At 67.8% G+C, this 13,759-nt stretch carries 12 protein-coding genes; 3 read left to right on the top strand and 9 right to left on the bottom strand.

Annotation, left to right across the window (positions count from 1 at the left end):
- Nucleotides 1-10 precede the first annotated feature (10 nt).
- From E9536_RS29825 to E9536_RS29795, 7 genes are all read right to left on the bottom strand, one after another.
- Entirely contained in the window at nt 11-2,122 is a 2,112-nt protein-coding gene (locus E9536_RS29825) for a TonB-dependent receptor (protein WP_136471756.1), read from the bottom strand.
- A 173-nt stretch (nt 2,123-2,295) separates the two neighbouring features.
- The gene (locus E9536_RS29820; protein ID WP_136471754.1) at nt 2,296-2,721 is read right to left on the bottom strand and encodes a DUF2946 domain-containing protein; all 426 of its coding nucleotides are present in this window, start codon (nt 2,719-2,721) and stop codon (nt 2,296-2,298) included.
- Nucleotides 2,699-4,168, bottom strand: a complete 1,470-nt coding sequence (locus tag E9536_RS29815) for a PepSY domain-containing protein (protein WP_136471752.1) — start codon at nt 4,166-4,168, stop codon at nt 2,699-2,701. Before E9536_RS29815 ends, E9536_RS29820 begins: the two co-directional genes overlap by 23 nt.
- 242 nt (nt 4,169-4,410) lie before the next feature.
- Nucleotides 4,411-4,896, bottom strand: coding sequence for a hypothetical protein (locus E9536_RS29810; protein WP_027789774.1), 486 nt, complete (start codon nt 4,894-4,896; stop codon nt 4,411-4,413).
- 105 nt (nt 4,897-5,001) lie between these two features.
- Nucleotides 5,002-5,547, bottom strand: coding sequence for a hypothetical protein (locus E9536_RS29805; protein WP_059692811.1), 546 nt, complete (start codon nt 5,545-5,547; stop codon nt 5,002-5,004).
- Nucleotides 5,544-5,777 carry a hypothetical protein gene (locus tag E9536_RS29800; protein ID WP_136471750.1) on the bottom strand — a complete coding sequence of 78 codons (234 nt, stop codon included), beginning with the start codon at nt 5,775-5,777 and terminating at the stop codon, nt 5,544-5,546. Before E9536_RS29800 ends, E9536_RS29805 begins: the two co-directional genes overlap by 4 nt.
- 88 nt (nt 5,778-5,865) lie before the next feature.
- The gene (locus E9536_RS29795) at nt 5,866-6,189 is read right to left on the bottom strand and encodes a hypothetical protein (protein ID WP_021162626.1); all 324 of its coding nucleotides are present in this window, start codon (nt 6,187-6,189) and stop codon (nt 5,866-5,868) included.
- 595 nt (nt 6,190-6,784) lie between these two features.
- Here E9536_RS29795 and E9536_RS29790 point away from each other — a divergent pair.
- Nucleotides 6,785-7,417 (top strand): LysE family translocator, encoded by a 633-nt coding sequence (locus E9536_RS29790; RefSeq protein ID WP_059687693.1) that lies wholly within the window; start codon nt 6,785-6,787, stop codon nt 7,415-7,417.
- A 79-nt stretch (nt 7,418-7,496) separates the two neighbouring features.
- Here E9536_RS29790 and E9536_RS29785 read toward each other — a convergent pair whose 3' ends face one another.
- Nucleotides 7,497-9,125 carry an NADP-dependent glyceraldehyde-3-phosphate dehydrogenase gene (locus E9536_RS29785; protein ID WP_124839436.1) on the bottom strand — a complete coding sequence of 543 codons (1,629 nt, stop codon included), beginning with the start codon at nt 9,123-9,125 and terminating at the stop codon, nt 7,497-7,499.
- A 928-nt stretch (nt 9,126-10,053) separates the two neighbouring features.
- Here E9536_RS29785 and E9536_RS29780 point away from each other — a divergent pair.
- Both E9536_RS29780 and E9536_RS29775 read left to right on the top strand, forming a co-directional pair.
- Complete coding sequence (locus tag E9536_RS29780) at nt 10,054-12,183, top strand: TonB-dependent siderophore receptor (protein ID WP_136471748.1); 2,130 nt, start codon at nt 10,054-10,056, stop codon at nt 12,181-12,183.
- A gap of 82 nt (nt 12,184-12,265) precedes the next feature.
- Nucleotides 12,266-12,760, top strand: a complete 495-nt coding sequence (locus E9536_RS29775) for a hypothetical protein (RefSeq protein ID WP_247873533.1) — start codon at nt 12,266-12,268, stop codon at nt 12,758-12,760.
- A 13-nt stretch (nt 12,761-12,773) separates the two neighbouring features.
- On the opposite strand, the gene E9536_RS29770 is transcribed toward E9536_RS29775, so the two are convergent.
- The gene (locus E9536_RS29770) at nt 12,774-13,721 is read right to left on the bottom strand and encodes a LysR family transcriptional regulator (RefSeq protein ID WP_027789767.1); all 948 of its coding nucleotides are present in this window, start codon (nt 13,719-13,721) and stop codon (nt 12,774-12,776) included.
- Nucleotides 13,722-13,759: the final 38 nt, after the last annotated feature.

The raw sequence follows: 13,759 nt of genomic DNA, 5'->3' as shown, positions 1-13,759 counted from the left end.
AGGCGGCGCATCAGAACGCGTACCGCATGCCGGCGAACACGCTGCGTCCTTCGCCCGGATAGAAGATCGCGGTATTCGCGGTGCGGGCATCCGCGACGGTGCTGACGTCGCTGACGTAGCGCTTGTTGGTCAGGTTGCGCGCGTCGACGAACAGCGACAGTCCGTTGCGGAAGTCGTAGCCGGCCTGCAGCCCGAGCAGCGCGTAGCTCGGCACGCGCAACGTGTTCGCATCGTCGGCCCACGCGCCCGACGGCACCCAATCGAGCGTGGCCGCGATGTGGAAGCCGCTCGGGCGCGTGTAACCCAGCGTCGCGCGCAGCACGTTCAGCGGCACGCCCGCGATCCGGTTGTTGCCGTACTGCGGGTCGTTCTTGAAGCGGAAGTCGTTCAGGTTCCAGATGCCGGACAGCGTGACCTTGTCGCCCACGCCGCGGCCGGTGACGTTGCGCAACAGTTCGACCGACGCACCGGCCTCGATCCCCTGCAGCACCGTCTTGTTCGCGTTGAACGTCGCCGCCGGCACGTCCGGGTTCGTCGTGTACTGCAGCAACTGGTCGCGCACGAGCGAGCGATAGGCGGTCACGTCCCAGCTCACGCGCTCGCGCGAGCCGCGCGTGCCGAACTCGATCGTCCATGCGTGCTGCGCCGCGAGCGGCGTGAAGCGCGTCGTGTTCGAGAAGGTCTGCGTGAGGTCGGTGAAGTCGGGCACGTCCTGGCTGCGCGTGATGTCGACGTAGGCCTGGGTGTTCGCGTCCGGCTGCCACAGCAGCCCGAGCTTCGGATTGACGCCGCTGTAGCTCGCGTTCGTCGACCGGTAGTTCGGGTCGCGCGGCAGCCCGCCGTTGTCGATGTACTCGCGCACCGAGTGCAGCGCCTTCACGCCGGTCATCAGCGCGACGGTCGGCATGAAGAACAGCCGGTTCTCGACGTACGCTTCATAGTTGAGCGCCGTCTGCGTCGAGTCGAGCGTCTGCGCGCCCTTGTTGCCGTTGACGTTCACGTACTGGTTCGCCTGCGTGCGGCCGCCGAAGAAGCGCGCGCCGACGATCAGGTCGTTGCGCATCCCGCCGAGCGTCAGGCGGCCGGTGTAGCGCGGCGCGAAACCGTAGGTCCAGCCGTCCTGGTCGAGCGCCTGGAAGATCGGGTGATAGAGGCTCTTGTGAATCGCCCACGTGTCGAATTGCAGTTCGCCCGAATCGAGCTTCACCGTCGTGCGATTGGCGATCCGCTCGGTGCGCGTGTTGCGCGCCTGATCGCCCGATATCGCGTTCGGCGCCGCCCTGGTCGGATTGTTCAGCGCGTCGGACAGCGACAGCGTGCCCGGCAGCAGCTGGTCGACGACGTACACGCCGACGTAGAAGCGCGTTTCGACGGCCGGGCTGAACCGGTAGCCGACGTTCGCATTGAACTGCTCGTATTGCCCCTTCGCGTGATCGCGATAACCGTCCGAATGATTGACGCTGAAGTTCGCGAGGAAGTCGAGCGGGCCGATCACGCGCGAGATCTGCGCGCTCGTGCGCACCGTGCCGTAGCTGCCGCCTTCCACGCGCACGATGTTCGGCGCGTCGGCGGTGTGGGCGGTCGGCGTGATGAAGTCGATCGCGCCGCCGAGGGTCGATGCGCCGTACGCGAGGCCGTTGCCGCCCTTGTAGACCTGCACCGCCTGCAGCGCGAGCGGATCGATCTGGTAGTAGTCGCCGCTGCCGTCCGCGAGGTTGGTCGGGATGCCGTCCTGCAGGATCTCGAGGCCGCGCGTGTGATACGAGCGGGCAATCCCCGAGCCGCGGATCGACAGGCGCAACTCCTGGCCGTAGCGGTTCTCGACGAACACGCCGGGCACGTCCTTCAGCACGTCGCGCAGCGTGAAGGCGTAGGTGTTCTGGTAGCTGTCGGCATCGACGAAGCCCACCGAGCCGACCGTCTGGTCGAGCGTGCGCTTCAGGTCGACGGTCGATTTCGACGTCAGCGAGTCCGCCGCGCGAGTCGCGTTGACGTTGATCGCGGGCAGCGTCGATGCGGTCGGCGCGTCGGTCGGCGCGACGCCTTGTGCGCATGCGGCTGACGCGGAGAGCACGGAGATCGCGCCGGACAGCGCGACGGCAATACGGGTCAAGGGAAACATGTCGTTGTACGTATGGTTGGGGTGACGATGATGAAACGGACACGATGCGCCCCATGCGCGGCGTCGGCCGCCGCGCGTGGTCACGCGCGCAGGCTCGGCATCGGACACCGGCAGGGCGGGCAGGCGAAGCGGACGGCGCCGCGCGATGTGCGGCGACGCGGTCGCGAGGTGCGTCAGGCGCGGGAGGAGGGCGGCCCGCGGGCGGCGAGCGCGTAGCGCTTCGACGGGGCGCGGCCGGCGGGGATCGGCGGCGCGGGCGGCGCATGCCGCACGGCCGGGGCGGCGGACAGGAACGCCGCGTACTGCAACGGCGGATGGCCGGCGAGCAGGCCGCAATAGCCGCAGCGTTCGAAATGCGCATCGGCGGGCGCATGCGGTTCCGCGTGCGTCACGAGCGTATTGCCGGTTGCCGAGCAGATCGGCGCGGCCGGCAGGCCGCTAACGGATTCGGATGCGCTCGCCCGCAGTTGCGAGATCAGCGGCGCGACGAGCGCGAGCACGAGCGCGAACAGCCCGAGCCACGCCGTGGCCCGGGCTTGCCGTGTCGGCGCGCGGCGTGCGCCGGCGCGCGACGAATCAGGCTGCCGCGCGTGCCGCACGGCCGAACAGCAGACGGTCGATCAACCAGACCGCGACGATCGTCGCGCCCATCAGCGGAAAGACGATGCCGAGCAGCACGAGCCCCGCGATCCAGCCGCGCATCGGCGGCGTGCCGCGTTCGCGCGACGGCGCGCCGAGCTTGCCGGCCGGGCGCCGTTTCCACCACATCACGGTGCCGGTGACGGCCATCGCGGCCAGCCCGAGCGACAACACAGCGCAGACGATCTGGTTCGCGAGCCCGAAGTAGCGGCCCATGTGCAGCGACGTGCCATACGACACGGCGCGCGATACCGCGCCGTAGTCGTCGTAGCGGATGTCCTTCAACACGGCGCCGCTGTACTGGTCGAGGTAGATCGTCCGCTCGGCCTGCGGGTCGTCGGGGAAGTACGACGCGGTGAACACGCCGTCCGCGCCGGACGGCAGCGCGAGCGTGTAGCCGCTCGTCACGCCGAGGCCCGCGACGATCGCGATCGCGCGGGCCAGCGGCAGCGGGGCCGGGGTCGGCGCCGACGGCGAATGCGGGACGGGCACGTTGCCGACCGCCCAGGGCGTTTGCGGCAACGGCAGGTCGTCCATCACCATCCCCGGCATCGACTCGCCGGATTCGTGGTGATGGCCGGACGGCGCGGCGGCCTGCGCAGGCGCACGCTCGAGCGCCGCAGCGGCACCCGGGCGCGTCGAGCGCACCGACGCGCCGCCCCATGCGCCTTCCGGCGCGCCGAGGTTCACGGTCGCGGCCAGCGCCTTGAAGTTCTTGCCCCACGAACCCGACCACGGCAGCCCCGTCAGGATGAATGCCACCGTGCCGGCCGCGAGCCAGATGCCGGCCGTCGCGTGGAGGTTTTTCCACAGCGGCCGGCCGCGCAGCGACAGGTCGGGCCGCAATGCGCGCCCGACGCGCGCCGTGCCGCGCGGCCACCACAGTGCGATGCCGGTGCCGATCATCACGAAGGTCCAGCACGCGGCGAGCTCCATCAGCAGTTCGCCCGTCTTGCCGAGCAGCAGCTTGCGATGCAGCATCCGGTCGATCTGCATGAAGCGGTTCTCGACGCTCAGCGTGCCGAGCACGTTGCCGTCGTACGGGTTCACGTACACGCTCTCGCGGCTGCCGTCGCGCAGCCGGAACACGTATTCGGCGCTGCGGTCCGGCGCCGTCGAGACCTGGACGGAAACCGGCGTCGCGCCGGCCGGCATCGCGGTGCGCGCGCGAGCGAGCAGCGCGTCGGGATCGAGGCGCGGCGTGGCACGCGGCTCGACGACGAGCCGGTGCGGATACAGCAGCGGCTCGATCTGCGGCTGGAAGCAATACAGCGTGCCCGTGATCGCGAGGATCACCAGGAAAGGCATGACGAACAGGCCGGCATAGAAGTGCCAGCGCCAGAGCGTCCGGTAACCCGCGTGGGCGGAATGGGCGGGCGAGAGGGCCCGCTCGACGGTGGTCGACATGGTGTCAGCTCCTCGTGTTCGTTGAGCGGCCACGCCGGCGCGTGCCGGCGGACGTCAACGTGCATTGCGCCCGCCTGCGCGCAGCGACGGAGCGGGCGGCGCGGCGCCATGCGCGGACGGTGCGCATGACGGCGTCGCCCGCGCGGTGCGGGCAGGCGGATGAACGCTTGAATCAGGTCGTATGAGACGAACGGCGTGCAGGCCCGTGCATATCGATGTGCGCGGGCCGCGAGGCGGAACCGTCAGCAGAACAGGGGAGGCGCGCGGGAAGGCGGGCGATCGTCGAAGATCGATCGCACGAACGGAAGAGAGGCGACGTGAATCCGGAAGCGCCGCGGTACGGCGGCCGGAAACAGCAGCACCAGCAGCACGAACGACGCGAGCGCCGTGAACAGCGCGGCGCCGAATGCGCACAGGCTGTCGCCGCCTCCGGCAGAAGCCGGGTTGTCGGCGTGCGCGTCATGCTTGAGCGCATCGGCGAGCGCGAGCGCATCGTTGGCCGGCGTGATCGGCGCGCCGGCATCGAAACGGGCAGCCAGCGCGGCCACGTCGACGATCAGCGGGCCGCGGCCCGAACACAGCACCACCGAGCCCGCATCCGGACCGTCCGGATCGAGCATCACGGCGCCCGACATCAGCGCGCGGGACAGCAGCGTCACGAGGAGGAACCCCCACAGAAGCTGTCGCGCGACGCCTGGCCGGAGCAGGAAGCGGCGAAGTGCGTTCATGGCGCGCGATTGTACCTCCGTTTGCGGTGCGGGGCCGCTCGTCACGCTGATGCACGGCATCAGCCCGGCGTGCTGCCGGAAGCGGATGCGGCGCGCGCGCGGCGGCTATCCGGAACCGGGCGATCCGCTTTCCGGCGGCGCGTTCGCCGGGCCGTACGACCAGGTGCCGTCCGCGCGGGCAGTGAGCACGTTGCCCGAGCGCCGGTCGTAGAGATGCCACTGTTCGTCGGCCGGGTCGTCGCCGTACGGCCAGGTCGTCAGCTTGCCGCCGAGGTCGAAGTCGAACGCCCACGAGCCCGGCTGGGCGCGCGGCGCGATCGATTGCAGGATCTGTCCGTCGAGACGTTGCGCGGCGGCGGCGATGTCGCCGGAGCGGGATTCGCTGTGCGCGAGTTCGAGACCGTCGAGCGCGATCGACCAGTGGCAGTAGCAGATCCACAGATGCCCGCTGCCGGCGACCGTCACGTGCCGCGACGCGAGCCTGTCCCGGGATGCCGCGGACAGGCCGGGCGAGCCGGCGAGCGGCTCCCTGACATGCAGCGCGGGCTGCCCGAATTCGAACGTGAGAAAGCTGCCCTGGCCTTTCGTCACCGACCAGGCCGGGGTGTCGCAGATGGCCGGCCAGATCCGGTCGAAGTCGGCGGCGTTCACGGCGTGTGTCTCGGGTCGGCGAAACCGGCCCGGGTGTCGTTCGCGGTGTCGTCATCGCCGGCGAGCAGATCGGACAGGTCGGCGGGCGACATGCGCCGCATCGCCCGCTCGACGTCGCGATCGTAGCGGCGATCGTTCGGGTCGAGATGTTTTTGAGCCTTGCGCCCGTAGCGTTTCACGAACACGCCGAGCGCGCCGGCCAGCCGGGATGTCCGGTTCCTGATGCTCATGCGGCGAGATTATCGGGCATGCGCGCGGATCGGGAATGGCCGCCGTGGCCGTGCTTGCCGCCGGCGGCAGCCGCTGCGTCGCGCCGGCTCAGGCCGGATACGCATCGTCGACTTTCAGGTTCGCGAGGCGGAACAGCGTGCGCAGCGTCTGCGGATGAATGTCGCGATGCGCGGCGAGCGACGTCAGCATGAAGTCGAGCACCTTCGCGTAGCGGAGCAGCACGAGGCAGCGTGCGAGATCGGGCGTGCGGCCGCGCATGTCCTCGGCGAGGTGGACCATTTCGGTCGACAGCGAGCGCGCCATCTCGAGTTCCATCTGCTGTTTTTCGGTCCAGTCGGGCAACGGCTGTTCGAGCAGTTTCGCGAGAAAGAGCTGGAACGACGTGTCGGACGAATTGGGCAGCGCATCCATGAAGGGCCTCGTTGCTTGCGCGAATCGTTCGGGCGTATCCGCTGGACGCGCCCGAGGGTGGGTTTGTGTCCGCGCGATGACCGGCGCGGCTGTCTCGCCCGAATGGAACGCAGGTTCCGTACCAGCTCGGCGGGGCGATTGTCGAGCAATGTCGAGCGACGGGGCGATGCAGGGCGGCGAGTCCCGCCGGTACTGGATCGTGGCGGCGATCGAGGAGGCCATCTACCTGCGCGGCGCGATGCATGTCGGGTGCGCGGGGCGGTCCGGCGAAGCGAAATGCTTCACGGATGTAACGTAACGCGGGGATAAATTGCGTCGCGCGTTCCATGGCGGGCCGACGAAACGGGCAGCCGCGCGCCTGCCGCCTGCGCCTGTCAGGCGTTCGGCCGGCCGGAGGCGGCGCTGCGGGATGGCCGCCGCGGCCGGCGAAAACCGGCGGCGAATGTGACGGGTGTTTCAAAACCGAGACGGATTCGCCCACGGCGAGCCGGCTGCACGACCTGTCCAACTGGCCCAGCGAATTGCCGGCCAATTGTCCATGGGCAGACGGCACGCGTTTGCCAACAATGCGCTGATCATCCCTGCGAGGTTCGACATGAGCGTCCACGCTTTTTTCTCGGCCAACCTGCTGTTGGCCTACACGGCCTATTTCATCGGGACGGCCAGCCCCGGGCCGAGCAATCTCGCGATCATGTCGGTCGCCGCGAACCAGGGCCGCAAGGCGGCGCTCGCGTTTGCGCTCGGCGTGATTTCAGGGTCGATGGTCTGGGCGACGGTGGCGGCGCTCGGCGTGTCGGCCGCGCTGCTGGCGTGGTCGAAGCTGCTGGTCGCGATCAAGATCTTCGGCGGGTTGTACCTGATGTGGCTGGCATTCAAGTCGGGGCGCACGGCATGGTCGGGCAAGGCGGCGACGTCGCTGAACGCAGCGGGCGAGCAACGGCTGTCGCGTTTCTACGTACGCGGCGCAATGCTGCACCTGACCAATCCCAAGGCGATCCTTGTGTGGGTGTCGATCGTCGCGCTGTCGTCGAATGGCGCGGGCGCGTCGCACGGCGCCGTCGTGCCGGGTTGCCTCGTGATCGGGTGCCTGGTATTCGGCGGTTATGCGCTCGTGTTCTCGATGAACGGCGCGCGCCGGCTGTACGTGCGCGGCCGGCGCGCGATGGAAGCGTGTCTCGCCGTCGTGTTCGGCGTGGCGGGGATTCGGCTGCTGGTGTCGAACGTGTAGCGCATGCGACGGCCATGCGGGCGCACGGCCGGCGCAAGCGGCTCGCGGGTGAGCGAGCCGTGCCGCGCGGCCGCCGTACTCAGAAAATGAAGCCCGTGTTGATGAACTTCGACGTGTGATCCGACACGATCGAATCGAGCAGCTGCTTGCTGCTGTCGGTCTGCTTCGCCGCGACCATCGAGCGGATCGAGAACGCGCGCAGCGCGTCGCTCACCGACAGCGTGCCTTCCGCCGAATCCTTGCGGCCCGCGAACGGGAACACGTCCGGCCCGCGCTGGCACTGGCAGTTGAGGTTCACGCGGCACACCTGGTTCACGAGCGGATCGACGAGCGCGCCGATCTGCACCGGATCGGAGCCGAAGATGCTGACCTGCTGGCCGTGATCCGACGTCGTCACGTAGTCGAGCGCCGTCTCGACGTCGTCGAACGGCGCGACCGGAATGATCGGCCCGAACTGTTCCTCGCGGTACAGTTTCATCCCTTCCGACACCGGGTACACGACGGCCGGATAGAACAGCGTCTTGCTGAACTCGCCGCCCGAATGGTTGACGACCTGTGCGCCCTTCGCCTTCGCGTCGTCGATCGCGTCCGTCATGTAGGCCGTGCGATGCATGCCGGGCAGCGGCGTGATGCTGACACCCTTCTCCCACGGCATGCCGATCTTCAACTGCTCGAGCGCGGCGGTGAAGCGCTTCAGGAATTCGTCGACGATCGAGCGGTGCACGAGCAGCATCTTCAGCGCGGTGCAGCGCTGGCCGTTGAACGACAGCGCACCGAGCAGGCACTCCTTCACGGTGAGGTCGAGATCGGCGTCGGGCAGCACGATCGCCGCGTTCTTCGCGTCGAGGCCGAGGATCGCGCGCAGGCGGTGCGACTTCGGGTGCTGCTTCTTCAGGTGGTCGGCCACCTTGCTCGAGCCGATCAGCGCGAGCACGTTGATCTTGCCCGACGCGAGCATGTGCGGCACGACCACCGCGCCGGGCGCGTAGATCGTGTTGATCACGCCCTTCGGGAACGCGTCGCGGAACGCCTCGAGCAGCGGCTCGAACAGCAGCGTGCCGTATTGCGGCGGCTTGAACACCACGGTGTTGCCCATCAGCAGCGCGGGAATCAGCGTCGCGAAGGTCTCGTTCAGCGGATAGTTGTACGGGCCCATGCACAGCACGACGCCGAGCGGCGTGCGGCGGATCTGGCCGATCGTGCCTTCCGCGATCACGAAGCGCGAGTTCGCGTTGTCGAGCTCCTTCAGCGCGTCGATCGTCTGCGTCATGTATGTGACGGTGCGGTCGAACTCCTTCTGCGAATCGGCGAGGCTCTTGCCGATCTCCCACATGATTAGGTTCACCACCAGCTCGCGCTGCGCGACCATCCGCTTGATGAAGTCCTGCATGCACGCGATGCGCTGCTCGACCTTCATCGTCGGCCACTCGCCGCGGCCCGAGTCGTATGCGCGCACCGCGGCGTCGAGCGCCGCGTCGCTTTCCGGCTCGCCCATCACGGGATAGCTGCCGATATCGACCTGCTCGACGCTGCCGTCCGCCTGTCGCACGCACACGGGCGACAGCACGGTCTTGGTCGCGCCGTCCCACGGGCGCAATTCGCCGTCGACGAGCGACACGCGCTGGTGGATCGGCGAAGCGAGCCGGTACTCGGCGGGAATGTCCTGAAAGGCGGGAAACAGCTGTTGCAGGGAAGCGGAATCGGGCATGACGGTCTCGTTTGACGGGGTGTCCGGGAAGGACGGGCGATGCGAATCCTGAGCTGAGCGATCCTCGATCCTGAATCGGCATGATGACGCGCGCACGACGAAGCGTCACGGGGAAACATGGCCGAATCAGCGAATGGAACCAGTTCCATTAAAAAGGAACGCCGGCATGAATGCAAGATTTGCCGAATCGTGCCGCATGCATTGAAAGCATCCGGAAAGACTGTTGCCGAATGCTTGGTATAAGACGCCACAGGCACCCGCAAACGTTTCCCTGTGGCCGGATTGCGCGGATAATGGCTCGGCGCGGCGAAGAAAAAAATGAAGTGAACCTGAGAGCACACGGAGTGAAGAACAGAAGAAAATCCGCCGCACTGCCGATGCGAGGTCGGCTGCCCGGAGCGCCGGGTCGGGGTTGCCCGGTCCGGCGCGCACCGGACTTCGAATGCATGCCGTCTGCTTCGACGGATGCTTCGTGATCCTCTCCAGTCTCTTCGTCGTCAAATCCCGAATCCCGCCTGGCACCCGGTCCTTCATCGCCCGATGGGGGAGATGGAATTCTTTCGTTTCAATTACGTTCGGGCCGCACAAAAGCTTGAAGCGGAAAGGTATTCGTCAGGAATACGGAGCGCCGGGCGCATGCACGTTGCGGGCAGGCGACACGTCGAAAAATTACTAAAAACACGAATCATTCTCGTTTAATATTTCGCTCCGTTACAAGTCGCGACAGAACGTCGCGGCTCGTTTCGAGCCGGTTCCGCCGGCCGGCAGCCACCCGCGCCGGCTGTGCGTCGGCCGGCGGATGCGACGGGGAGATCCCCCGCGCATCGTCTCCTTCACGGAACGCTTCGTCGGTCGATTCGCCGCGTGATGCGCGCGTCGGCCGGATGCGTTTTCGTTCGCCGTTTTTCCTTCAGCCCCTACGTTCACGATGAAACTCAACAAGAGCGCCTGCCATGCGCTTCTGATCGCCACGTCGCTGGCCGGCGCACGCACCTCGTTCGCGCAGGCGAGCGACACCGCGGCGACCCTGCCCGCGATCTCCGTCAATGCGGCTGCCGAGCATGCGTCGTACGACGGCGGCCGCTCGCGCGCGGCGACCAAGACCGACATGTCGCTGATGGACGTGCCGCAGACGGTGAACGTCGTTCCGCACGCAGTGATCGAGGACCAGAACGCGACGTCGATGCAGGATGCGCTGCGCAACGTGCCGGGCATCGGTTTTTCGGTCGGCGACGGCCAGCGCGACCAGATCACGATCCGCGGCTTCAACAGCATCACGGACCAGTACGTCGACGGCATCCGCGACGACGCGCTGTACTACCGCGACCTGTCGAACGTCGATCGCGTCGAGGTGCTGAAGGGGCCGGTGGCCGTGCTGTACGGGCGCGGCTCGGCGGGCGGCATCGTGAATCGCGTGCTGAAGCGGCCGGAAGCGAACCCGGTGCGCGACGTCGGCGTGACGCTCGGCACGCGCGGCGAGCGGCGCGGCGAATTCGACCTCGGCTGGAACGCGAACGATGCGGCGCGTTTTCGCATGACCGGCGCGGCCGAGAACTCGAACAGTTTCCGCGACCAATTCCAGCTCAACCGCCAGGCGATCGCGCCGTCCGCGCAGTTCAAGCTCGACCGCGACACGGTGCTGAACGTCGAATTCGACTACCTGCACGACCGCCGCACGTCCGACCAGGGCCTGCCAGCGTATCGCGGCCGGCCGGTCGACGTGCCGATCAACACGTATTACGGCTCGGCCGACGCGGCGAACAGCTCGTACAACGACATCTCCGCGAAGAGCGCGACGGTGTCGCTCGATCACCGCTTCAGCGATTCGCTGTCGTTTCACGGCGCGATCCGCGCGTACGACTTCTCGCTCGAACGCAAGAACTACGTGACGTACGAGCCGATCAAGATCGCCGCGCACCCGGTCGTGACGCTCGACCAGTCGACGCGCCAGCGCACCGACCACGGCATCGACGGCCTGTTCGAGCTCACGCAGAAGACCTCGCTGTTCGGCATGCGCCACGAACTGCTGTACGGGCTCGAGCTGTCGCAGCAGCAGAAGTTCGACACGATCTACAGCGTGTCGAAGGTCGCGACCTACGATCTGTTCAATCCGCAGCAGGTGATCCTGCCCGGCGTGCCGACCGGCGCGCGGGCGAAGACGAATGCGTCGACCGTCATCGGGCTCGCGGGCGTCTATGCGCAGGACCTGATCTCGCTGACCGAGCACTGGAAGGTGCTCGCGGGGCTGCGTTTCGACTACCTGAACCAGATCCGCCACGACTACACGTCGTCGAACGTCAACCTCGACCGTACCGATCACGCGTGGAGCCCGCGCGTCGGCCTGATCTACGAACCGCTCGACTGGCTGACGCTGTACGGGTCGTTCAGCCAGTCGTTCTCGCCGCTCGCCGATACGCTGATCAGTGCCGGCGCGTTCGCGAACGGCGCCGCGCTCGCGCCGCAGAAGACCACCGCGTATGAAGTCGGCTCGCGCTTCGACCTCGGCGGCAAGGCGACGGCGAGCGTCGCGCTGTTCGACATGCGCCAGACCAACCAGCAGATCGGCGACCCGAACAATCCCGGCTACGCGCTGCCGATCGGCACGCAGCACGTGCACGGGATGGAGCTGGGCTTCACCGGCGAGATCGCGCCGAAGTGGTCGGTGTATGCGGGTTACGCGTACCTGAACGGGACGGTCGACGGCTCGGCGCAATCGACGGCAGCGGGCGTCACGGTGGCGAGCAACACGCCCGGGCTGATGCCGCGCCACAGCGCGAACCTGTGGATCAAGCGCGAGCTGCCGTACGGCTTCTATGCGGCGGCCGGCATGCAGTTCCAGTCGGCGCGTTATACGTCGGCGAGCGATCTCGTCACGCTGCCGTCGTTCACCACGTTCAATCTCGGCGCCGGCTATCGCAGCAAGAAGGTCGACGTGACACTCACGCTCGACAACCTGTTCGATCGTCGCTACTTCATTGCCGCGCACGGCAATGCCGACCTGTACAACATGCCCGGCGACCCGCGCACGCTCACCGCGACGGTGAAGTGGCATATGTGACGCTCGTCACGCGCATCACGCGGGCGTTGCGCGACAATGCGGGTCGTCGTCACTCGTCACGATGGCCCGCCTTTCGCTCCCCATGATCCGCCAAGCGCTTGATGTATCGAACCTGACCGGCCGCGCCCGTACGTTGTGCGCCGTATTGTTGCTGGCGTGCGGCCCGGCCGCGGCGGGCGAGCAGCCGATCCTGGCCGATGCCGAGCCGGAATGCCATGCCGTGCATGTCGACCGGACGATCACGCTGTCGGGGCGTTACGCGGTCGATTACGACGATGAAGCGATCGGGCCGGACGTGTGGTTCGAGGACGACGATGCGTCGGCGATGCGCTTGCCCGACCGCTCGCAACGTGCGGGCATGATCGTTTTCACGAACCAGGACGTTGCGCGGCGCGGGCTGCGGCTGCCCGCCGCGCAGCCGCACGGCGTTTGCCTGCTCGACGGGCGCGCGACGCTCGTGATCCGCGATCTGTATACCGCGTGCCCGGGGCTGGAAACGCCCGATAGCGCGCGGCTGGTGAAAGTCGTCAAGGCCAGCGTGCCGGCGCGGCATGCCTGCAACGCCACCGCACGCTGACGCCACCGCGCCGTTACTCGACGTCCTCGTCATCCTCCAGATCGGCATCCTCCTCCACGCGCTCCGGCGCCGCATACGCGCTCGCCTGCTCGAGCAGCCAGCCGCGAAACAGCTCCAGCGGCTTGCTGTGGCTGAACTCCGTCGGATACACGAGGTAGTACGCGGAGTCGCCGACCGTCGCCGCGTCGCACGGCACCACCAGGCCGAGCTGCTGCAACTGTTCCTCGACGAAGAATTTCGGCACGAGCGCGACGCCGAGCCCGGCCGCCGCTGCGCTGATCAGCATCGTGTGCAGCTCGTAGCGCACGCCTTGCATCGTGCGGATGTCCTCGACGCCGTGCGTCTCGAACCACTGCGCCCACGCGCCGGGGCGCGTCGTCGAGTGCAGCAGCGGGTAGGCGAGCAGATCCTCGACGCGCTCGACGGGCCGGTCGAGCAGCGCGGGCGAGCAGATCGGCACGACTTCCTCGCCGAACAGGTAGTCGGACGACGTACCGGGCCAGGTCGGCTTGCCGTAGTGGATCGCGGCCTCGAAGTGCGTGTCCTCGAACGAGAACAGGTCGGTGCGGCTGCCCATGTTCACGCGCACGTCGGGCGTGCGGTCGTAGAAGCTCTTGATGCGCGGGATCAGCCAGTGCGACGCGAAGGTCGGCAGCACCGCCAGCTCCAGGTAGCCGCCGCCGCTGCCGTGCGCGATGATCGACAGCGTGTCGCGGTCGAGCGCCTCCAGCGCGCGGCGCACCTGCGTGCCGTACAGCTTGCCGGCGCGCGTCAGCACGACGCGCTGCTTCACGCGTGCGAACAGCCGCACGCCGAGGCTGGCTTCCAGCGTCGCGATCTGGCGCGATACCGCGCTTTCCGTCAGGAACAGCTCCTTGGCCGCGTGCGTGAAGCTCTCGTGGCGGGCGGCGGCTTCGAAAGCCACGAGCGCGCCCATGTTGGGGATCTTGAATTTGCGCATGATGTTCGATTCGTCTGACGGTCAGGCCCGCGCGGCGT

The organism is Burkholderia sp. LS-044 (assembly GCF_004803625.1).
Taxonomy (GTDB): domain Bacteria; phylum Pseudomonadota; class Gammaproteobacteria; order Burkholderiales; family Burkholderiaceae; genus Burkholderia; species Burkholderia cepacia.
This window is presented reverse-complemented; position numbering and strand designations above follow the sequence as displayed.

What these genes read in the sequence shown, in the direction of transcription:
- E9536_RS29825 (WP_136471756.1), bottom strand. Translation starts at nt 2,122, where the DNA reads ATGTTTCCCTTGACCCGTATTGCCGTCGCGCTGTCCGGCGCGATCTCC.
- E9536_RS29815 (WP_136471752.1), bottom strand. Translation starts at nt 4,168, where the DNA reads ATGTCGACCACCGTCGAGCGGGCCCTCTCGCCCGCCCATTCCGCCCAC.
- E9536_RS29810 (WP_027789774.1), bottom strand. Translation starts at nt 4,896, where the DNA reads ATGAACGCACTTCGCCGCTTCCTGCTCCGGCCAGGCGTCGCGCGACAG.
- E9536_RS29800 (WP_136471750.1), bottom strand. Translation starts at nt 5,777, where the DNA reads ATGAGCATCAGGAACCGGACATCCCGGCTGGCCGGCGCGCTCGGCGTG.
- E9536_RS29795 (WP_021162626.1), bottom strand. Translation starts at nt 6,189, where the DNA reads ATGGATGCGCTGCCCAATTCGTCCGACACGTCGTTCCAGCTCTTTCTC.
- E9536_RS29790 (WP_059687693.1), top strand. Translation starts at nt 6,785, where the DNA reads ATGAGCGTCCACGCTTTTTTCTCGGCCAACCTGCTGTTGGCCTACACG.
- E9536_RS29785 (WP_124839436.1), bottom strand. Translation starts at nt 9,125, where the DNA reads ATGCCCGATTCCGCTTCCCTGCAACAGCTGTTTCCCGCCTTTCAGGAC.
- E9536_RS29780 (WP_136471748.1), top strand. Translation starts at nt 10,054, where the DNA reads ATGAAACTCAACAAGAGCGCCTGCCATGCGCTTCTGATCGCCACGTCG.
- E9536_RS29775 (WP_247873533.1), top strand. Translation starts at nt 12,266, where the DNA reads ATGATCCGCCAAGCGCTTGATGTATCGAACCTGACCGGCCGCGCCCGT.
- E9536_RS29770 (WP_027789767.1), bottom strand. Translation starts at nt 13,721, where the DNA reads ATGCGCAAATTCAAGATCCCCAACATGGGCGCGCTCGTGGCTTTCGAA.